17 protein-coding genes are annotated in these 21,192 nt (G+C 33.8%); 4 read left to right on the top strand and 13 right to left on the bottom strand.

What is annotated here, in order from left to right; genetic code table 11:
* Nucleotides 1-8 precede the first annotated feature (8 nt).
* From DCO46_RS03295 to rsfS, 9 genes are all read right to left on the bottom strand, one after another.
* A complete protein-coding gene (locus DCO46_RS03295; RefSeq protein WP_116751148.1) occupies nt 9-3,092 on the bottom strand; it encodes a SusC/RagA family TonB-linked outer membrane protein in 3,084 nt (1,027 codons plus the stop codon).
* A 205-nt stretch (nt 3,093-3,297) separates the two neighbouring features.
* A complete protein-coding gene (locus DCO46_RS03290; RefSeq protein WP_243416242.1) occupies nt 3,298-7,533 on the bottom strand; it encodes a two-component regulator propeller domain-containing protein in 4,236 nt (1,411 codons plus the stop codon).
* 217 nt (nt 7,534-7,750) lie between these two features.
* The gene (locus DCO46_RS03285) at nt 7,751-8,557 is read right to left on the bottom strand and encodes a superoxide dismutase (RefSeq protein WP_116751147.1); all 807 of its coding nucleotides are present in this window, start codon (nt 8,555-8,557) and stop codon (nt 7,751-7,753) included.
* A gap of 8 nt (nt 8,558-8,565) precedes the next feature.
* Nucleotides 8,566-8,835: an acyl-CoA-binding protein gene (locus tag DCO46_RS03280; RefSeq protein ID WP_116751146.1), complete on the bottom strand. Its 270-nt coding sequence runs from the start codon at nt 8,833-8,835 to the stop codon at nt 8,566-8,568.
* Nucleotides 8,836-9,489, bottom strand: coding sequence for a phosphatidylserine decarboxylase family protein (locus DCO46_RS03275; protein ID WP_116751145.1), 654 nt, complete (start codon nt 9,487-9,489; stop codon nt 8,836-8,838).
* A complete protein-coding gene (locus DCO46_RS03270) occupies nt 9,479-10,369 on the bottom strand; it encodes a phosphatidate cytidylyltransferase (RefSeq protein ID WP_116751144.1) in 891 nt (296 codons plus the stop codon). Before DCO46_RS03270 ends, DCO46_RS03275 begins: the two co-directional genes overlap by 11 nt.
* Nucleotide 10,370: 1 nt before the next feature.
* Nucleotides 10,371-10,979, bottom strand: a complete 609-nt coding sequence (locus DCO46_RS03265) for a lactate utilization protein B/C (protein WP_116751143.1) — start codon at nt 10,977-10,979, stop codon at nt 10,371-10,373.
* A gap of 115 nt (nt 10,980-11,094) precedes the next feature.
* Nucleotides 11,095-13,020 (bottom strand): ATP-dependent zinc metalloprotease FtsH, encoded by a 1,926-nt coding sequence (ftsH, locus tag DCO46_RS03260; protein WP_116751142.1) that lies wholly within the window; start codon nt 13,018-13,020, stop codon nt 11,095-11,097.
* A gap of 15 nt (nt 13,021-13,035) precedes the next feature.
* Entirely contained in the window at nt 13,036-13,407 is a 372-nt protein-coding gene (gene rsfS, locus DCO46_RS03255) for a ribosome silencing factor (protein ID WP_007809313.1), read from the bottom strand.
* A gap of 93 nt (nt 13,408-13,500) precedes the next feature.
* Between rsfS and DCO46_RS03250 the strand changes: the two genes are divergently transcribed.
* Nucleotides 13,501-14,241, top strand: a complete 741-nt coding sequence (locus tag DCO46_RS03250) for a biotin--[acetyl-CoA-carboxylase] ligase (protein WP_116751141.1) — start codon at nt 13,501-13,503, stop codon at nt 14,239-14,241.
* 149 nt (nt 14,242-14,390) lie between these two features.
* Here DCO46_RS03250 and DCO46_RS03245 read toward each other — a convergent pair whose 3' ends face one another.
* Nucleotides 14,391-14,783 (bottom strand): SRPBCC family protein, encoded by a 393-nt coding sequence (locus DCO46_RS03245; protein ID WP_116751140.1) that lies wholly within the window; start codon nt 14,781-14,783, stop codon nt 14,391-14,393.
* Between the two features lie 115 nt (nt 14,784-14,898).
* Nucleotides 14,899-15,546, bottom strand: a complete 648-nt coding sequence (gene pyrE, locus DCO46_RS03240) for an orotate phosphoribosyltransferase (protein WP_116751139.1) — start codon at nt 15,544-15,546, stop codon at nt 14,899-14,901.
* Between the two features lie 7 nt (nt 15,547-15,553).
* Between pyrE and DCO46_RS03235 the strand changes: the two genes are divergently transcribed.
* On the top strand, nt 15,554-16,162 hold the full coding sequence (locus tag DCO46_RS03235) for an NUDIX hydrolase (protein WP_116751138.1): 609 nt from the start codon (nt 15,554-15,556) through the stop codon (nt 16,160-16,162).
* A 296-nt stretch (nt 16,163-16,458) separates the two neighbouring features.
* On the opposite strand, the gene DCO46_RS03225 is transcribed toward DCO46_RS03235, so the two are convergent.
* A complete protein-coding gene (locus DCO46_RS03225) occupies nt 16,459-16,953 on the bottom strand; it encodes a hypothetical protein (protein WP_116751137.1) in 495 nt (164 codons plus the stop codon).
* Nucleotides 16,954-17,168: 215 nt separating this feature from the next.
* Nucleotides 17,169-18,896, bottom strand: a complete 1,728-nt coding sequence (locus tag DCO46_RS03220) for a M14 family metallopeptidase (RefSeq protein ID WP_116751136.1) — start codon at nt 18,894-18,896, stop codon at nt 17,169-17,171.
* A gap of 270 nt (nt 18,897-19,166) precedes the next feature.
* On the opposite strand from DCO46_RS03220, the gene DCO46_RS03210 reads away from it, so the two are divergent.
* Together DCO46_RS03210 and DCO46_RS03205 are read left to right on the top strand one after the other, a co-directional pair.
* Entirely contained in the window at nt 19,167-20,516 is a 1,350-nt protein-coding gene (locus DCO46_RS03210; RefSeq protein ID WP_116751134.1) for a DEAD/DEAH box helicase, read from the top strand.
* Between the two features lie 223 nt (nt 20,517-20,739).
* The gene (locus tag DCO46_RS03205; protein ID WP_116751133.1) at nt 20,740-21,186 is read left to right on the top strand and encodes a hypothetical protein; all 447 of its coding nucleotides are present in this window, start codon (nt 20,740-20,742) and stop codon (nt 21,184-21,186) included.
* Nucleotides 21,187-21,192: the final 6 nt, after the last annotated feature.

The raw sequence follows: 21,192 nt of genomic DNA, 5'->3' as shown, positions 1-21,192 counted from the left end.
TTCGTTTATTAAATTTTAAATTTTAAACCCATTAGTATTGAACTAGATTGCGGGTAAGTTCCCTGATCTATAAAAGAAGTTGATTCAGGATCTAAACCTGTATATTTCGTAAATGTTAATAGGTTTTGCCCTGATATATACAATCTTAAATAGGTGTCACCAATTATTTTAGGATCAAACGTGTATCCGATTTCAAGATTTTTTAATCGTAAATACGAGGCATCTTCAACAAAAACACTTGAAACCTGACTTCCTCCGTTATCATTTAGCGTATTGCGAGGAGTTGTATTGCTTGTGCCTTCACCATTCCACGCGTTCAATACTGCAGTTGTAGAATTGAAAGGACGGCTGTCATAATCTAAAATTTGTTTCAGGTCATTATAACGATCTACTCCTGAAACTCCCTGGAAAAGGAATGACATATCAAATCTTTTATATTCAGCATTAAATGAAAAACCATAGGTTATTTTTGGAATTGAACTTCCGATGAATGTTCTGTCATCAGCATTAATCTGTCCATCTCCATTTATATCTTTAAACTTGATATCACCCGGCTTTGCACCGTTTGTATTTGAGTATAGTGTTGATGTTATTTCTGCCTGATTTTGATAAATGCCATCAAACTTTAGCCCGTAATATGAACTTATAGGTTGCCCAACTACGGTTTTTGTATGCGTTTTATCATCATTAATTTCCGAAACATATTGCTGCAGCTGCTCAACATTATTTTTTAGGGTAGCAATGTTTCCGCTGATTCCGTATTTAAATTCATGGTCATTGTTTTGAAAATTAGCCCCAAATTCAAATCCTTTATTAGTTACAACACCGGCATTAACATACGTTTTGTTGATTTGACCAACAGTTGCAGATGGTAAGCCAACTGCTAATAAAATATCATTTGTCGTTTTATCAAAATAATCGACAGAGAAAGTCAGTTTATTATCTAATATACCTAAATCAAGACCAAAGTTGGTTTGCGTAGTCGTTTCCCATTTTAGGTCAGGATTACCGTAACGAACTACGTTTATGATTCCGCCAGTTTCGGTAACAAGAGTTTCATAAGCATTATTAGGGATTTCCTGATTTCCTGATTGTCCCCAGCTGGCTCTCCATTTTAGGTTAGAAACCCATTTTGCATTTTCCATGAATTTTTCTCTGGACATTACCCAGCCTCCCGAAACAGAAGGAAAATAACCCCATTTATTATTAGGCCCAAAACGGGACGAACCATCGGCTCTTATAGTACCTGAAGCAAAATATTTATTGTCGTATCCATAATTGGCAGAAGCGAAGAAGGAAATAAGGTTCCAGCTTTGTGCTGATCCTGAGCTGTTTTTACTGATATCGCTTCCGTAATCCAGATAACGAAAAGGATCAGTTGTATTGTTATAATTTATTCTGCTTCCGCCTACAGCAGATTGGTCGTAACTAACTGTTTCTTCTCCCAACAATGCATTAATACTGTGTTTTTCTGCAAGGGTTTTGGTATAATTTAACGTATTTGTAAAAGTAAAAGTCGTTGCTTCTCCTCTGTTTTCATTCAGATTCGAAGGTCTGTTTTGCCTGCCTTGACCCGGATATAATTCATTTGGGTCGTTGTCATTATCATCGCCAAAATTTTCTCCGAAAGCTTTATTGTGATCAAAGATGATTTCTGCTCCAAAATTACTTCTGTATTTCAATGATTTATCAGCAAGGAAAGCATATTCTCCATATACATTTCCAAAAGCTTTAAATGCTGATCTTACATCATCTGTAAAATGAACTATGGCAAGAGGGTTAGAGGTAAGTTCATAATTTTTATTCCACCCGTCATTAGGATTGTTGCTCACATAGAAGGGAAGGTCAGTATAAGGATCATTTGCTTTATATTTAGGATCATTTACATTTTTATAAACTCCTAAAACAGACGGGCGTAATAATGCATGTCTGATTACACCCGGAGCATCTCCGCTTGATGACATTTTATCCTGTTTGCTGCTTGTAATCTGAAAGTTTGTTCCAACTTTAAAACGATCTGTAACCTCAGTATTAATATTGGCTCTGAAATTAATACGCTTATAAGTATCCTTGTCACCAACGACAATACCATTTTGGCCAAAATAACCGCCAGATATCAGATACTGCGTTTTCTCAGAACCTCCGCTAAACGAAAGCTGTAAATTATCTGTTTTGCCTGAAGCAAATAGTTCTTTTAACCAATTGGTATCAGACAATGCTATTCCGTTGACTTTTCTGTTGGTTCTGTCAATGCTATATGGACTTACTGCATTAGCAGGATTATTGTTAGAGTTGTGCCAGGCCTGATCCATTACCGTTAGATATTGGTCTGCATTTAGCATTTTAGGCAGGTTCGTAGCATAACTGGTTCCGGAATAATATTCAACCTCAATATTCGATTTTCCTTTTACACCGCTTTTTGTTGTAAGGATAACAACACCTCCGGAAGATCTTGATCCGTAAATAGCCGTAGCGGCAGCATCTTTTAATACGGTCATCGATTTTACATCAGACATATTCAGGAAAGATATATCGCGTGTTGCAACACCATCTACAACATAAAGGACTTCATTGTTCCCTAGTGTGCCTTCACCTCTAATACGTATTTTAAGTCCGTCTCCGGGAGCGCCTGTATTGGCAGAAACCGAAACACCGGCCACTTGCCCCTGCAAAGCCTGGCCAACGTCGGATACTTTTGTCTTAGATAACTCAGCCATATCTACAGTGGCTACTGCACCTGTTATGGAAGATTTCTTTTCACTGGTATATCCTACAATAACAACTTCATTCAAAGTGTTTAAATTTGCTGTTAATGTTACATTTAAATCTGTTTTACCTGCAACAGCTATTTCCTGAGTTTGGTACCCTATGTAACTAAAAACAAGGATAGCATTTGGATCTACGTTTTTAATGATATAATTACCATCAAAATCGGTTGTGGCATAGTTAGAAGTTCCTTTTACATTGACGTTAGCTTGTGGCATTGGACCATCAACATCTGAAACTACACCTTTAACGGTTTGGGCATGCATAATGCTTCCAAACATAATTGTTCCAAACAGAAACAATTTGTAAATATGTTTTGTTATCATGATAAGGAAGTATTAATTGAACTACTGATTTGATTGTTTTTTTTCATGGTTTTTGAAAGTTAGATATGTGTAATAATTTTACGATAACGTTTGAATTAATTATCGTTTATAAAATTAGTTTGGGTATACAAGAAATCGTGTACACTATTTCTTCAAAAGTGTACACTGAAATTTATTCGCTGTAGATCAATCAGTTGTAGTGTTTTTAGCTCTTTGATTTGTGTTTGAGCTGATAATTTTTGGGAGTTAAGTCGTATAGTTTTTTAAACTCACGGTAAAAATAAGAGCGATTATTAAAGCCCGACTGATAACATACTTCAGAAACGGTGAGCTTATTTTTTCGTAACAATTCTGCTGCATATTTTAATCGGATGGTACGAATTAAATCTCCCGGCGAAAAACCAAAAAGTTGTTTTGTTTTTCTATACAATTGGGAGTTGCTAATGCCTAATTCTTTTTCGATAAATAAACTCTGCAGATTTTCATTATCAATGTTGTTCCGAATTAGTTCGATTACTTTTTTTATAAAATCTTTTTCCTCGCCATTTATATTAAGGTCCGATAGATTTTCAACAAGAGTATCTTGTTGGAAATATCTTGAGATCAATTCTTTTTCTTCCAGTAGTTTTTGTATTCTTATTAATAAATGATCCGGATAAAATGGCTTTGGGATATAAGAGTTTGCGCCGCTTTCTATTCCTTCGATTCTATGCACAACCGAATCTTTTGCGGTAAGCATTATAAAAGGGATATGGCAGGTTTTAAGATTGGTTTTAATTTTTTTGCAAAGTTCAACACCATCCATAAATGGCATCATTACATCGCTGATAATGATATCAGGTAGTGTATCTTCAAGTATTTTCATAGCTTCAAGCCCATTATAAACTTTAATGAGTTTGTATTTTTCGCTTAACAATTCGTCAAGAAGTCTATGAATTTCTTTTTCATCTTCAGCTATTAAGATTACTTTTCGATTATCGGCAAGGTCATCTAACGATAAAATTTTATCCGGTGTTTCTTCAGATTTAACCGGGTTTTCTTCGAGGATATTTTTTAAGTGATGCGAAATTAAAATAGGACTTATTGCGGTATCCAGCTCCTTTTCACTAAAAGCTTCTTTGTTGCAGGGCAGCAGTATTGTAAAAGTTGTTATTTTATTTAAAGTACTTGAAACCTGAATTTCACCTTTTAATACACCAACTAATTTTTTTACATATGCCAAACCAATACCGGTTCTAAACATATTGTTGTCTGTTTCTTTACTGGAATCTGCCAGGAAAAACTGATTGAATAAGGAGTCTAATTCTTCCTTTGGAATTCCTTTTCCTGTATTGGTGATCGTGATATTTAATTTTTGAGAATCGTTGTCCTCAATACATAATTTAAGGTCTATTTTTCCATTTATTGGAGTATACTTAAAAGCATTCGACATTAAATTAAAAACTATTTTTTCAATCTTATCCTTATCGAACCAGCCGGGAAGGGCAGGAGGTATGTCGAGTTTATATTCTATATTTTTATCTAATGCCCATTCATCAAATAATTCGGCAATTTGTTCAACCAAATTTACCAGGTCAAACTCTTTTACGGTAACTTCCAGATAATCATATTCGGCTTTTCTAAATTCAAGTAGCTGTTGTGTTAGAAACAGTAAACGGGAAGAATTTCGCTGAATCATTTGTATAAACTTCTGATTTCTTTCGTTGAGGTTTGCTGCTTCAGAAAGTTTCTGGATAGGGCCCACAATTAGCGTTAACGGAGTTTGAAACTCATGAGCAATATCGGTAAAAAAAGTAAGCCTGTTTTCATGAAGCTCCTGTTCTCTTTTTCTAAAGAGGATATTTTGATTCAGCGACTGACGTTTTTTATAATAACTATGTACAAACAATACAAAAGCCAAAAACAGCAAAGAATAAATTATAAGGGCAAGATTTGATTGCCAAAACACAGGCTTAATACAAATATCAATTGCATGAACCGGTTTGCTCCAGACACCGTCACTATTAGACCATTTTATCCATAAAGCATAATTTCCTTTAGGAACGTTCGTAAACGAAATAATTCTTCGGTTATTAATGGTATTCCAGCCTTTGTCAAAATTCATCAACTGATAGGCATACTGGCATTTTTCGGTATTTATATAGGTCAGTGCCGTTAGCTCAATATCAAAAAAGTTTTGATTATGCTTTAAAACAATCGAAGGATAACTAACCGAATTTGGCACTATTACCAGACTCTGATAATAAGGAATGGACTGATTTTGCCCGCTGATTTTATCAATAAACACATCTGGAATAACAGCAGATTCTTTTATTTTTTGGGGTAAAAAATAATTAAACCCTTTTATTCCTCCCATAAAGATAAATTCAGATTTCAGATCTTTATAAAATGCCCCATCTGCAAATTCATTATTTTGAAGGCCGTCGTTTTTGGTATAATTAGTAAATCTTAATTTATTGGGATTAAAGTTAGACAAACCAAAATTGGTGCTTAACCACAGCTTGTTCTTTTTATCAGAAACAATTCCGTGAATCGTGTTATTGGGAAGTCCCTGTTTTACCGTAAAATTTCTGAATACTGCTTTACCATCGCTTTTTATATTTTCTAATAAATTCAAACCAAAGCTTGTACCTATCCAAAGCCTGTTTTTATTATCATTTGCCAGACAGAGAATATCATTGTTTGAAAGACTTTTTGGATCATTCACGACATTTTTATAAATGGTAAACAGCTGTGTTCTTTTGTTAAATAAGTTCAACCCGCCCAATCGCGTTCCAATCCAAAGCTCATTATCGTTTTTTGGAATTATAGAAAAAATAATATTGCTGCTCAAAGCATTTTTTGTGTTACTGTAAGCAAGGTATTTTTTAAAATCAGTAACCAGTAATTTCTCTCCGGATCGTATAATTTTGCAGCGAATCATTCCGTCGCCATTGGTTCCAAGCCAAATAAAACCCTCTTTATCCTGATAAATAGAATAAATGGATTTAAAATAATCGCAATTTTCAGTGCCTTTAATTTCTGCCCAGCTAATTAATTTAGATTTTTTTAAATCAAAAACGGTAATGCCATTTCCGTCAGTGCCAATAAAAATTAAATCATTTTGTCCTTTGCAGAGAGAAAAAACAGCATTATTAATGAGACTGTTGCTTTCGTTAAAATTTTTATAGTTTATTGTTTCAGGGTTGTCATAAAAATTAGAAGTAAACCTGAATAGTCCTTTTCCTTTTGTACCAATCCAGAAAGAATTATTTTCTACATTCAAAAATGTCCTCACAATTGCGCCATCCAATTCAGGAACCTGAAGTTTAGAGATGAGATTAAACGGATTTTTGAAAGGGCTTATTTTAAAAATTCCATCACCATCTGTTCCCGCCCAAAGGATACTTTCATTTCCTCTAATTAGTGTTGTTACTTTATGATTGTCTAAATATTTTAACCAGTCATAGTTTTTAACAGTACCATCCTGATCAATAATAAAATACCCTGATTTGTCTGAAACAATAAGTCCTGCAGAAGTAGTGCCTATAATTTTTTCAATATTTTTTGAAGAAAATGCCGTAGCTTCATTATTGATTAAAGAGTAGAAGTTGCTGTTTCCGTTGAGGGATATTGTAAAAATTTTTTGTTTTGAAATTTCTTCAAACGACCGGATGTTACTGGAAATCAGTTTTACTTTTGATACTGTTTTTTTTCCATCATTTTCAGATTGAATGACTAAACTGTAAAGTTCATTATTTTCAAATAAAACCAGCAATTCACCTGTTTTAGCGAATTCCATTTTCTTTACAGCCTTATTTGGGATATTTTTTGATTTTAATAATTGAAAAGCAGTTCCGTCAAAGTAACCAATTCCCCAGTCTTTTGCAGCACAAAATACCTTTTTCGAAGAATCAAGTGCCAGATTAAACTCAGATTCCGATAAGGGCGGTATATTTTTCCTTGAAAAAAAATAACGCTCAAAATGCCCTGTTTTCTTATCATACCGATTTATTCCATGAATGGTTAAAATCCAGATTTTGCCTTTGTCATCTTCATCAATTTTGAGTATAACCTGATTGGTCAGGCTATTTTTTTTTTCTAATTCAGGTCTGAAGATTTTGAAATTACTTCCATCATATCGATTTAAACCATCCCATGTTCCAATCCAGAGTAAATTTTCAGAATCCTGAAAAATAGTATTGATAGAACTATTAGACAGACCTTCTGTATTATCCAATTGTTCAGATGAATATTTAATATCGGATGTTCGGGATGAATCTGAAAAAGATTCAAATTTTTCATTTTGAATATTCTTTTGAACAGAATTGCCTACTATTTCCGGTGCAGTATTATCAATAGAAGTCTGTTTATCTCTACTGTCACAAGCAAAGAATACCAACAATATACACGAAATGAGAATAAATTTAATTTTCAAAATAACTGCTTTACTATTTTTCAAAACAACATTAGAATTTATTACTAATTAATGGCGCAAAATGTGATTGTAATGTAATATTTTTATTACAATATATTGTAAATGAAGTGAATTTATATTTGCGATATGGAGGAAACTGAAATACAAAGCAAAAATATTTAAAAAAGATAAATTTTTGAAATGCCTTATGAAGGTAGGGAGAATAATTGATTTTTTATACTTTAAACAAAAAAGCTGATACTTAATTTGTATCAGCTTTTTGTATGATTTGTACTTTTTTGACTTTCTTCAAAGCCTCTATGTAATTTTCGTTTACTTTTTCCCAGTTAATGTGCTTGTAGAAAGCATCAATATAACTTCCTTTTCGGTTTTGGTAATCCAGGTAATACGCATGTTCCCAAAGGTCAATTCCCACGATTGGTGTCCCGGGAATCAATGCATTTTTCATCAAAGGATTATCCTGGTCTTCTGTAGTCGTAATTTGCAGTTTTCCGTATCTGTCAACAACAAGCCAAACCCAGCCAGAACCAAATTGTTTTTCGGCCTGCCCTTTGAATTGGTTGGTAAGGTTATTAAAAGAACCGAATTCTTTATTAATTGAGCCCACAAGCGTATCTTTTGGAGTTTGCTCTTTTGGGGTAAGAATATTAAAATAAAGCGTATGATTGTAATAACCACCTGCATTCTGACGAAGCTTTGCATTGCTTAGATCCATTTTTTTAAGAATGTCTTCAATGGACATATTTTCAAATTCAGTAGAAACAATTTCCTTATTCAGATTATTGGTATAAGACAAATAATGTTTGGAATAATGTGTTTCTAAAGTAAGAGACCGAATGTCGGGTGAGAGACCATCATAAGAAAATCCAAGTTTTGTCAAAGCAAAAGAACCTTGATCTGCTTTTACATCATCAGGAGAACCGATTGTTATTTTTTCTTCTTTTGTTGGTAAAGGAACTTCTACTACTTCAGTTAGCTTATTGTCATTACAAGAAAATAATGCTAATAATGAAGTTAAAATACTGAAACGAACAATGTTTTTCTTCATAATAAAAATTATTTTGTTGTTAGTGAATTAATGATTTCGATATAGTTTTCCTTCGCTTCCTCTCGCGATATATGGCTAATTTGCATCCAGGCATTTGTTTTGAAGGCATCACGCAAATCAAAATTTTCAGATTGATTATACACGGCTGTTCCAAAAGTTGCCTGTTTGTAATAAGCATAAAGCCTTAGCTGCACATCCTGCGGCAAAGAAGCCTGAGTCATTTTCATTGCAATTTCTACAGCTTCCGAGAAACGGGTATCTAAATCTTTTATGGTCATTTAAGCTTTTGTCGCAATAATGGTTTTTCCTCCAATTGCTTTTTGGTTTAATTCCACATTAATAGGTGTACCTAAAGGTAAAAATAAATCTACTCTTGAACCAAATTTTATAAAACCGGCATCAGTACCCTGAACAACCTGCATTCCTTCTTGTGCATAATTTACAATTCGGCGTGCCAAAGCACCGGCAATTTGTCTGTATAAAACCTGTCCGAAAGTTTCATTTTCGATCACTACAGTAGTTCTTTCGTTTTCTTCACTCGCTTTCGGGTGCCATGCAACTAAAAACTTTCCAGGGTGATATTTACTGAATTTTATAATACCGTCCATTGCGTAACGCGTAACGTGCACATTAATAGGCGACATAAAAATAGAAACCTGTAAACGTTTGTCTTTAAAGTATTCCCCTTCGTAAACCTCTTCAATTACCACCACTTTTCCATCTACCGGAGCAAGAATGTGATTGCTTTCTCTGATAGCAATTCTTTTAGGGTTTCTGAAAAATTGCAAAATAATAATCAAAATTACAACCGCTGCAATTTGAACAAGCATTCTAAGCCAAGAGATATCAATAAATCTATCAGCAATTAAAAGTACGGCTACAGTAAAAACAGTACCTAATAAAATTGACGGGCCACCTTCTTTATGAAACATAATATAAAATTTGATAAAATAAAAATATAATTGGTGCTACAAATATAACACTATCTAATCGATCTAGGATACCTCCGTGTCCGGGCATTATAGAACCGCTGTCTTTTACGCCCGCAATTCTTTTAAATTTTGATTCGATCAAATCCCCGATCGTCCCAAAGACACTTACAATTAAGGCAATAATTGTCCATATTAAAATAGACTTATTGCTAAAAGCAGGATTTGGCTGAATGTAGAATTTTGAAATCAAAAAACCAGCTAATGCAGCAAAAACAACTCCGCCTAAAAAACCTTCTATGGTTTTCTTAGGAGACACACGTTCAAACAACTTATGTTTTCCAATTGATTTTCCTACCAGGTAAGCAAACGTATCATTTGTCCAGATAAGGACAAATAAGCCAATAATAATCTTCGGATTATAATCACTGGTCCCAAAGGAAATTTTTACAATAAAAATAAAAGGAAGTGTAATGTACCCCAGTAAGTATAGATACTTTGAAGAAATACTGATCTGTTGTACAGAATCGTAAAACAAGAACAAAATACATTTTATTGCTATTACAATGGTAACGGCAAGAAGTACCATATTTAATTCCTGGATATTGGTAATTAAATCAAAATCTGATTTAAATAAATTATTAAGATATGCGGTAGTTTGTTTGTTGTAATGGCCAACTAATACAATTGCAGAATATAGTAAAGTACCGAATGCAATCGAAAAGATTTTATTCAGTTTTACCAGATTAGAAAATTCATAAATTGTTATGATTAGGAAAATACCAAAAAGAACAATAAAGCTTTCGGTAGAAAACAAAATAGAAGCTAATAACAAAGCGATATAAACAGCACCAGAAATGGTTCTCTTCAGTGTTTCATTCATCTTAAAGATCTTCTAAAAGCAATAAATATAAATTTTTCGCAACACTGCCGTATTGTGTAAAATCTTCTTCTTTTGCTTTTTCGAAATATTTTATTGTGGTGATATTGGTTGGATAGTCTCTTTCGTATTTATGCTTAATAGCACTAAGTCCGTCACTTTTCATAGAAAGAATCTGACTTGTAGTTGCTATTATGACAATATTGGCAGGCAATTCATTTGGTTTGTCCTGTCTGATTTGTTTAGATGAAAACAATATTGATCCTTCGTCAGCGATAAGATTTTCGCAGGTTGCCAGTAAAAATTTAGGGTTTCTTGGTGAAAAATAAAGCAGTTTATTTTCGTCTAATAAACTAAATAAACCCGGTTCATAACATAAAACTTCATTTTCAAACCAATCGTTTTCTTCCAGAATATTTTCAAACTGCTCTGCAACTTCCTGTTTGTTTTCACAATACAAAAATTTACCACCATTTTTTTTGAAATTAAAAATGAACCTCTCGTCAATCGATAAATGACTGTCTGGAGTTGTGGTATGTCCTCCATATTCGCTTACATGTTCTTCATCTGAAGCGGAGTCGCCGGAACCAAATATTTTTTTGAAAAAATTCATTTTTATATGAAATACTTTACATGTTAATTGAAAACGTTCAAAGATAAAAAAATCTTAATTCAAAAGGCTATTTTGAATTAAGATTTTAAAAAATATTGCATATTTATTGAATAATTTACGAAACGTATTCTTCTAAATTTTTATCAAAAGTACGTTTTCCGAAAATTGTCTCTAAGTCATCTTTAAAAATAACTTCTTTTTCTATCAGGATATCAGCCAGCTGATTTAGCTTGTCTTTATTCTCTTCAAGAATCTGAATAGCTCTTTGGTATTGTCCTTCAATTAATTCTGAAATTTCTGCATCGATAATTTTGGCAGTTTCATCAGAATAAGGTTTAGAGAAATTATATTCGCTTTGTCCGGTTGAATCATAATAGGTAACATTACCAATTTTATCATTCAGACCATAAATGGTTACCATTGCACGTGCCTGACGTGTTACTTTTTCCAAATCGCTTAGTGCACCAGTCGAAATTCTGTCAAAAGTTACTTTTTCAGCAGCTCTTCCGCCCATAGTAGCACACATTTCGTCTAACATCTGATCTGTTCTTACGATTTGTCTTTCTTCCGGTAAATACCATGCAGCTCCTAAACTTTGTCCACGAGGAACAATCGTTACCTTAATAAGTGGTGCAGCATGCTCTAACATCCAGCTTACGGTTGCGTGACCTGCTTCGTGAATCGCAATTGCTCTTTTTTCTTCCGGAGTGATGATTTTATTTTTCTTTTCAAGACCACCAATAATTCTGTCTACAGCATCAAGGAAATCCTGTCTGTCAACAGCAGATTTGTTGTTACGTGCAGCAATTAATGCCGCTTCATTACAAACATTTGCAATATCAGCACCTGAGAAACCAGGAGTTTGTTTTGCTAAGAAATCTAAATCAAGTCCTTCGACTTTTTTGATAGGAGCTAAGTGTACTTTAAAAATTTCTGCTCTTTCTCTAATGTCCGGTAAGTCAACAAAAATCTGTCTGTCAAAACGTCCTGCACGCATTAAAGCCTTGTCAAGAACATCGGCTCTGTTGGTTGCAGCCAGAACAATTACGTTAGAGTTTGTACCAAAACCATCCATTTCTGTTAGCAATTGGTTCAAAGTGTTTTCTCTTTCGTCATTTCCGCCTGACATGTTGCTTTTTCCTCTTGCTCTACCAACAGCGTCAATCTCGTCGATGAAGATAATGGCAGGAGATTTTTCTTTTGCCTGTTTGAATAAATCACGAACACGTGATGCACCAACACCTACAAACATCTCAACAAAATCAGAACCTGATAATGAGAAGAAAGGAACCTGAGCTTCACCGGCTACCGCTTTTGCAAGTAATGTTTTACCAGTTCCCGGAGGCCCTACAAGTAAAGCTCCTTTTGGAATTTTACCTCCAAGATTAGTATATTTTTCCGGATTTTTAAGGAATTCAACAATTTCCTGAATCTCTTCTTTTGCACCTTCTAAACCGGCAACATCTTTAAATGTTGTTTTGATATCTGTTTTTTCATCAAAAAGTTTCGCTTTAGATTTTCCAATATTGAAAATCTGTCCGCCACCGCCACCGGCTCCGCCAGACATTTTGCGCATAATGAAAATCCATACACCGATAATGATGATTATTGGAAGTAAACTAACTAAAATATCACTCCAGTTACTTGCTTCTTTAAAATCATAATCAACTAGTTTTTTTTCTGCCTTCGCTTTGTCAAGCTTTTCCTGAAAAGATTTTAGATCACCAAATTTGGTAGTATAATGAGGACCTTTGTTAGGTCTGTCAAACATATCTTTGGCTACTTTTTTATTTGCAGGGTCTTTTAATGCTGCATCAGAAAGGTAAATTTCAGCATCTTTATTATTAAATATAATAACATTTTTAATTTGCCCTTTGGCTAACATATTATCAATGTCAGACGATTTTAATTGAGCAGGTTCACTTAAGTTAGAACCTCCCGTAGCAAAACTTATAAATAAAAAAACCAGAAGTATTGCGGTATATATTAACCAGGGACTTATTTTAAATTTACTCGGATTTGGATTATTATCTTTAGCCATTAGAAAAATTTTTCTTTAGTATTTGTTTTCGATTGTAGTTATTTTGGCGTCACCCCAAAGGCTTTCGATATTATAGTATTCACGGATATGTTTCTGGAAAACATGTACTACGATATGCACATAATCCATCAGGACCCATTCGGCATTGTCGGTTCCTTCTACGTGCCACGGTTTGTCTTTTAGGTCTTTTGATACTGTTTTTTGAATTGAGTTTACAATGGCATTAACTTGAGTGTTAGAGCTTCCGTTGCAAATTACAAAATAGTCACAAACAGCCGTGTCTATTTCTCTTAAGTCAAGAATATCGATATCATTTCCTTTTACTTCTTCAATTCCTTTGATTATGTTCGCCAACAGAACATCATTATTAATAGTCTTTTTCGCCATGAATTATTTTATATGAATCTGTAAAGTTACCAAAATTTGTGATTATTTTTGAACCTTAACAAAATATTAAATTAAGTTATTTAAATTATTATAATGAAACTAATCAAACTCGATGCCATAGATTCTACAAATGACTTCTTAAAGGCGTTGGCAAGCAATGAAGAACTGGATAATTTTACAGTCATAACTGCTGAAAATCAGACAAAAGGAAAGGGGCAGATGGGAGCCAAATGGCAGTCTGAATCGGGTAAAAACTTAATTATGAGTGCCTTGGTAAAGGATTTCCTGTTTGATAACGAAAAGGTATTTGATCTCAATATTATCGTTTCACTTGCTGTAATCGAAACATTAAAATCATTAGATATTTCTGATTTAAGTATAAAATGGCCAAACGACATTATGTCATACAACAAAAAAATTGGTGGCATACTAATAGAAAACACTATTAAAAGTGATGGCAGAATTGTGTCAGTAGTCGGATTAGGGCTCAATGTTAACCAGACAAATTATGAAGAACTTCCAAATGCATCGTCCCTGGCCTTAATTTCAGGAAGAACTTTTGACAAGGATATTTTCCCTTCTTTAATCACTGAAAAAATCAAGGAAAAAATTGAACTTTGGGAAACCGAATCAGCGATTTTCTGGAACGAATATTTTAATCATTTATTCAGAAAAGGAGTTCCGATGCCTTTTAAAAATCTTCATTCCGAAGCTTCGGGGCAAAATTTTATGGGAATCATACAAGGCGTTTCTCCGGTCGGAAAAATCCAGATATTATTAGAAGATGATTCGGTTTCGGAATTTGATATAAAGGAGATTCAGATGCTTTATTAGAGTTGCTAAGGTTCTGAGATGCTAAGGCTCTAAGATTTTTTTGATACTCATCTCTTACAGCCAAAATTATTTTAATCCATTAATCTATGGCTAAATAAAAAAAGCCCGATCATTAAACCGGGCTTTTATTTATAATTGACAATTGCTAATTACAATTTCGTCATATTTGTTGCTAAAGTTTCAATAAACTTGCTGATTGGGCCTTTGATCATCATTGCCATCATAGCGTTGAATTCACCATCAAAAACCAGCTCAACAGCGCTTTCTGAATCAGAAACACTATCAATGTTAGAAACCAGCGTAAACGGAAGCTTATCACTTGCAGCACCCAGAACAATCTTGTTTGGAGCTACTTTTTCTTTCATTTTTAATTTGATTTCCGGCATACCTTTCAATCCAAAAATAAAAGCATCTTCGCCGATAACTTCAAATTTAGCAATATTGTCCGGCATTAATTTTTCAAAATTCTTAACATCAGTCAGCAAATCAAATAAATCCTGAGCTGATTTCTGAACAGTAACTTTTGGACTTTCTAAGTTCATATATTTTTTGTTTAATTAAATCTGGTTTATTTAACCGCAAAGGGCGCAAGGCTTTTTTGTGAATTTTGTATATAATTACGCAAAGTTTGCAAAGTGACACCGGAATAATCTAAAATTATTCTTCCTGTCCCCAGGTAGACGGAATTTCATTCCATTCCTGTAAAGCAGATTGTTGATCTTCAGTAATGTATTGTTTTTCTACCGCTAAGTTCAACAAGTTTTCATAATTGCTCAGGGTGTATAAATCGATATTGGCGTTTTTGAAGTTTTCTTCTGCTACATTAAAACCATAGGTAAAAATCGCTGCCATTCCTTTGATATTGGCACCTTCATTACGCAAAGCTTCAACAGCCATTAAGCTGCTGTTTCCTGTACTGATCAAATCCTCAACTACAACAACATTTTGTCCTTTTTGCAAAAAACCTTCTACCTGATTTTGTCTTCCGTGTTTTTTGGCTTCAGGGCGCACGTATACAAACGGCAATCCAAGGCTTTCGGCCACAAGAATACCAATTCCGATAGCACCTGTGGCAACACCGGCAATGACATCTGGTTTTCCAAATTGTTTTTCTATGTTTTTGGCAAACTCATCACGAACGTAATTTCTGATGGGTGGAAATGAAAGAATTAACCTATTATCGCAGTAAATAGGAGATTTCCATCCAGAAGCCCATGTAAAAGGATTTTCTGGATTCAATTTAATTGCATTTATTTGCAAAAGCAATTCGGCTGTTTTTTCGGCTGTATCTTTATTAAAAATCATACTACAAATGTATAAAGTTTTTGTAAACGACAAACCACTTTTTTTGACAAATGAAATCTCAAAGGAAACAGATTTTCAATTGTTCTTGCTTGAAAGTATTGATATCGAACAACTTATAGTAAAAATTTTTCAAAATAAAATTCAAAAAGCCTGTTTATACCATCCCGACGAAAGTGAAATAATGAAAACCCTAAAAGCCAAAATCCCGGTCAACAAAGCCGGAGGAGGATTGGTTTATAACAAAAAGGGCGAAGTTTTATTCATTTTCAGAAACGGAAAATGGGATCTTCCAAAAGGAGGAATCGAGAAAGGCGAGGAGATTGAAGACACTGCCATGCGTGAAGTTGAAGAGGAAACAGGTGTTGGTAAATTAAAAATTATCAGTAAATTAGAAAAGACATATCACGTTTTTAAACGCAACGGAAAATATAAACTCAAAATCACGCACTGGTTCGAAATGAAATCTGATTTTGAAGGAATTCCGCACGGACAGGCAGAAGAAGGCATCGAAAAAGTAGCGTGGCTTAACCCTGTTGAAATAAAAGAGGCCTTAAAAAATTCCTACGAAAACATCAAATTGTTGTTTGCAGAGGAAATAAAAGTCAAAGTAGATTAAAAAACTTTACGAACGTCTGGTTCAGTCCGAAAAAGATAAAGTGGAGTTTTTAGAGAAAATATTGAAGGATAAATAATTTATTCTTTTCACAAAAAAAAAGCCTGATAAAATTAATTTATCAGGCTTTTTTGTGCTGTTTGGTTTTATGTTTCGCTGGCGCGAGAAAACACGACGGCTTTTTTGTCATTTCGAGGAACGAGAAATCACCTTCGCTAGCGCGAGCGTCCCGCTCGTGACTATTATTCATTTTTATTTGGATTGCGTTCACGAGCGGAACGCTCGCGCTAGCATGGGGTTTAATTTTGCTGTAATTTCTTTATGTCTTTAGTTATTTCATCATTTATAATTACTTCGTCCTTGTATATTGTATCTTTATTGTTGTTTATTAGATATAATACTGTATAAGTACTATCAGCCTCAAAAGCATATTCAGCTAAAATTTTAGCTCCAAATTTATTGTTGGCTCTAAATGAAAAGGTTCCCTTGTATTTATTTTTATTTAATGATTGTAGAAATTCACTTTTTGATTTTAAAAGAGATACCATTTTTTCTGATTTTACGTCTTTTTGTTTGTTAAGATTTTGAATATCTTTTAAAATTATTTTGATTTCTTCTTTATTTGTCATGTATTCTAAAGAATCTAAATAGAAATAATTAAACTCATAACTGTTAGGGTCATTTAGTTGTATTTTGATCTTGCTTTCAATTTCATTTTGTAGTTTTTCTTGTTTGCTTTTTTTACAAGAAGTTGTTAAAAGCAAAATTCCTAAAAATAATAATATTTTTTTCATAATCATTGGGTTTTGTGTTTTTGAAGATTAATTAAAGAGCTTAATTCTTGTTAATTTTTTTGCAATTATAAACAAATTATTGAATAACTGGATTATACCTTACGGGAAAACACAATAAGACTTTGACAAAGTTTGTTCACAGCTTTGCGATCTTAGCGTTTTTTTTAAATCACTACAAATTCAAAAAACCTTAGCGCCATTCGGTTAAAAAAAACTTACAAAACCCGATAAACAGGATACTGCAAATGTGCCTTTTCATAATAAACAGAATGCTTATAAATCCATTCTAACTGCGCTTCCGGGTTTTTAGCAAATGCTGCATCGGTTTGTTTTTTGTTTTCTAATTCAGCTTTTAGAGCAGGATTCTCTTTTAATAATTTTGCAGCAGTATCTTCAAAAACATAATCAGAAAAATGTTCTTTTTGCTGTAAAATAGCATCGAAGAAATTCCAGTTAAAAAACGAATCAACGCCTTCCGGTTCAAAAGCTTCAAGAAGATATTTTACACCTTTTTGGTTGGTAGGAACCAGGTAATCTCCTTTCGCGAAAGCGATTTTGACTATTTTAGAAGTTATCGTTGTATTTCTGTGTGCATAATGCCCTTCGTACGCAGACGGAACGGTTTTAAAATCGGCAATTCTGTAGGTTTCCACTTCTATAATCGTATCGTTTTTTAGCTGAGAAAAACTGATATTATTGTTCTTTAAAAGGTCAATAATATTCCAATACCCACGCGGAATGATATAAGCCGTCGGGATCACAACTTCCTTAACCGACTTGAATTCTTTGATGTACGGAACGTCTTTTTTGTACGGTTTGGTTCGGTCATAATACAAACGATCTCCGGTGGTAGCGTCGCTTTTTTTGTAACCTGCCTCATAACCTAAAAAAGAAAATTTGGTGGTTTTGGTACTGTCCATTTCCCATTTCAGAGTGTAACTTTTCTTAGGCTGGTATTGTTCGAGGTTTTTTAGTCTCAAATCTTTGATTTTCTGGTAATTCGCATCCATAAAATCGATTGTAGATTTCATGTATTCGTAAGTAACTTTTACGCGTTCTGCGTACTTTTTCAGCATGTGTGTTTCGACCACAAAACCAATTGTATTAAACAAAGAAGTATAGCCCGTAGTATATCGCGGACTGTCAACAAACTGACCAAAACCTTTGTCTGGCGTATCTTTAAAAGAATCTACGTAGGGTGTTGTTTCGATTTTTTTGTTTTGCAGATCTTTTACCAAAGCCGGCATCATTTCCGTATTCATAAAATTGCCTAATACAGTCCCAAGTTTATTGTGCTGCGTCATGATGTAAGTCAGTTTGTATTGATAATCAGAACCATTACTAACATGATTATCGATAAAAACATCGGCATTTATTTTCTGGAAAATCTCTACAAAACTTTTTGTATTTCGGGTGTCTGATTTCATTAAATCACGATTCAGATCATAATTTCGGGCATTTCCCCTAAAACCATAAATTTCGGGCCCATCCTGATTGGCTCTTGTAGTCGAATTTCTGTTTAAAGCCCCACCAATATTATACACCGGAATCGTGACGATAACGGTGTTTTTTGGCGCTTTGATTTTTCCTAAAGCCAAATCCCTGAACAATTGCATGGTTGCGTCAATTCCGTCAGGTTCTCCAGCGTGAATTCCGTTATTGACCAACAGAACTGCTTTCTTTTTCTGGATTTCATTAAAATCAAATACTTTATCAGGATTAAAAGTAATCATGTGTAACGGATATCCGGAATCTGTCAAACCCATTTCAAGCATTTGTATCGCCGGAAAATCATGCGCCAGCATCGTATAATAATTAATGGTTTCCTGGTAATCTGCGGCCTGATTTCCATTTCCTTTTTCAAAAAAAGTATCGTATTTTTTATTGTTTTGGGCGAAAATTGCGATTGTGAAAAGTAAAATGGGAAATGTAAAAAGTTTCATGATTTTGGTTTTAATAGAAATTCAAATATAAAGGTTTTTATTTGTTTCGGGTTTGGGGTTGTGCTTTGTGTTTTTAACCGCAAAGCCGCAAAGGTTTACGCAAAGTTCGCAAAGATTTGTTTCATAAAGCTTTGCAAACTTTGTGTTTAATAAAACCTTGCTTGTAAAAAAACCTTTGCGCTCTTTGCGGTTTAAAAAAAGCATAGTGGTTAAAAATAACTTGAAACAAAAGAAAACTTAAAACCTGAAACTTTTAATTACTTTTGCAAAATGAATAAAAAACACCATTCCAACAATATACTTTCGAATTTAGGGATTCAGAGTTTAAACGAAATGCAGGAAGTTGCACAGGATGCAATTCTTAATGATAGTAATGTTTTATTGCTTTCTCCGACCGGATCGGGAAAAACGCTGGCTTTTTTACTGCCTGTTTTAGAATTACTTCAGCCGGAAATTCTTTCGGTGCAGTGTTTAATTTTGGTTCCTTCAAGAGAATTGGGTTTGCAGATTGAGCAGGTTTGGAAGAAAATGGGAACCGATTATAAAGTAAATATCTGCTATGGCGGACATTCTATTGATACAGAAATTAAAAATTTAAGCAATCCGCCGGCTGTCTTAATCGGAACGCCTGGAAGAATTGCAGACCATATAGAAAGAGGAACTTTTCGTCTGGATAAAATTCAGACTTTAATTTTAGACGAATTTGATAAGTCATTGCAATTGGGTTTCCATGAGCAAATGTCTTTTATCATCGGAAAACTTTCTAAACTAAATAAACGCATTCTGGTTTCGGCTACTTCAGATATTGAAATCCCGAAATATACCAGAGTTATTAATCCGACTGTTTTGGATTTTATTCCGGAAGAAGAAGAAAAGACAAACCTTTCCATGAAAATGGTAATTTCTCCATCAAAAGATAAATTGCAGAGTTTGTTTAATCTGATATGCTCCTTAAAATCGCAATCGGCAATTATTTTCTGTAACCATCGTGACGCAGCCGAACGTATAAGTGACACTTTAAACGAAAAAGGGATTTATTCTGTTTATTATCATGGCGGAATGGATCAGGATGAACGTGAACGTGCTTTGATTCAGTTTAGAAACGGAAGTGTCAGCTATCTGGTAACAACCGATCTGGCGGCGCGTGGTCTGGATATTCCGGAAATGAAACACGTAATTCATTATCATTTGCCTTTAAAAGAAGATGAATTTACGCATCGTAACGGGCGTACTGCACGTATGCAGGCATCGGGAACGGCATATCTGATCATCCACGAAAGTGAAAAACAACTGGATTATGTAGACTACGGAATGGAAGTTCTGGTTGTTGATAATGCCACAACATTGCCAAAACCACCCGAATATCAGACTATTTATATCAGCGGCGGAAAGAAAACGAAACTGAATAAATTTGATATTGTGGGTTTCTTTTCTCAAAAAGGAAAACTGGAGAAAGATGATCTGGGTCTGATTGAAGTAAAAGATTTTATTTCGTTTGCTGCAGTTCGCTTTAATAAAGTAAAAGATTTGCTGAAAAACATCAAAGACGAGAAAATGAAGGGCAAAAAGTTTAAAATTGAAGTGGCCAGAAAGGTTGTTAAGAAAGAAGAAGAAAGGTAAAACGACTCTATTTAAAGAAGTTTTTTGATTAAATTGATAAATCTTGAAGCGAAGAATTTATTCTAACTTATTTGTTATTAATAAGTTATGCTTCGTTGATTTGCTTATGTTGTAATTTTAACTAATATTCACAATTTAATGTTAAGAAAAAAATGGATTTAGATAGATTTTTTCATAATTTCGGCGCTTATAACATTAGTAAAAATTAACCCCAAATTCCACTATGAAAAAGATTATTACACTTGCCGTATTACTTTTTAGTTTTGTTTCGTTTGCACAAATCAAAGTTCTAGAAACTGTACCAGTTGAAAGATTAGGAAAAGTAAATAACAATTACATTCAAAAAATTGGAGACGAGTATACTGTTTATTACACTAGTATTCAAAACGATGACGATTCTTCATCTTTAAGAAAATTTTCATTCAGAAATTTAAATAATGACTATTCAAGTCTTTATACTATTATTATGAATGGTTTCACAGCAAGTCCATTATATGACATTAAATTAGAGTTACCAAATAACTACATCTGGTTGCACTACACAGGAAGCGCTCTTCCTGAGAAAGCTACAGTTCAGTTTATGGTTTCAAGCAAAGAAACAGCATCTGCAACAAGCAGTGTTTCTGAGCCATTCGTAAAAGATCAAATCAATAAATTATTCCAAAGATAATTTACA

It is taken from the genome of Flavobacterium sp. HTF, assembly GCF_003105115.1.
Classification (GTDB): Bacteria; Bacteroidota; Bacteroidia; order Flavobacteriales; family Flavobacteriaceae; genus Flavobacterium.
Note: the sequence above shows the minus strand (reverse complement) of the source record. Positions and strands in the feature narration are given on the sequence as shown.

Coding starts and splice junctions, on each gene's coding strand:
- ftsH (WP_116751142.1), bottom strand. CDS start 13,020: ATGGCTAAAGATAATAATCCAAATCCGAGTAAATTTAAAATAAGTCCC.
- DCO46_RS03250 (WP_116751141.1), top strand. CDS start 13,501: ATGAAACTAATCAAACTCGATGCCATAGATTCTACAAATGACTTCTTA.
- DCO46_RS03270 (WP_116751144.1), bottom strand. CDS start 10,369: ATGAATGAAACACTGAAGAGAACCATTTCTGGTGCTGTTTATATCGCT.
- DCO46_RS03245 (WP_116751140.1), bottom strand. CDS start 14,783: ATGAACTTAGAAAGTCCAAAAGTTACTGTTCAGAAATCAGCTCAGGAT.
- DCO46_RS03280 (WP_116751146.1), bottom strand. CDS start 8,835: ATGACCATAAAAGATTTAGATACCCGTTTCTCGGAAGCTGTAGAAATT.
- DCO46_RS03285 (WP_116751147.1), bottom strand. CDS start 8,557: ATGAAGAAAAACATTGTTCGTTTCAGTATTTTAACTTCATTATTAGCA.
- DCO46_RS03275 (WP_116751145.1), bottom strand. CDS start 9,489: ATGTTTCATAAAGAAGGTGGCCCGTCAATTTTATTAGGTACTGTTTTT.
- DCO46_RS03210 (WP_116751134.1), top strand. CDS start 19,167: ATGAATAAAAAACACCATTCCAACAATATACTTTCGAATTTAGGGATT.
- DCO46_RS03225 (WP_116751137.1), bottom strand. CDS start 16,953: ATGAAAAAAATATTATTATTTTTAGGAATTTTGCTTTTAACAACTTCT.
- rsfS (WP_007809313.1), bottom strand. CDS start 13,407: ATGGCGAAAAAGACTATTAATAATGATGTTCTGTTGGCGAACATAATC.
- DCO46_RS03220 (WP_116751136.1), bottom strand. CDS start 18,896: ATGAAACTTTTTACATTTCCCATTTTACTTTTCACAATCGCAATTTTC.
- DCO46_RS03265 (WP_116751143.1), bottom strand. CDS start 10,979: ATGAATTTTTTCAAAAAAATATTTGGTTCCGGCGACTCCGCTTCAGAT.
- DCO46_RS03205 (WP_116751133.1), top strand. CDS start 20,740: ATGAAAAAGATTATTACACTTGCCGTATTACTTTTTAGTTTTGTTTCG.
- pyrE (WP_116751139.1), bottom strand. CDS start 15,546: ATGATTTTTAATAAAGATACAGCCGAAAAAACAGCCGAATTGCTTTTG.
- DCO46_RS03295 (WP_116751148.1), bottom strand. CDS start 3,092: ATGATAACAAAACATATTTACAAATTGTTTCTGTTTGGAACAATTATG.
- DCO46_RS03235 (WP_116751138.1), top strand. CDS start 15,554: ATGTATAAAGTTTTTGTAAACGACAAACCACTTTTTTTGACAAATGAA.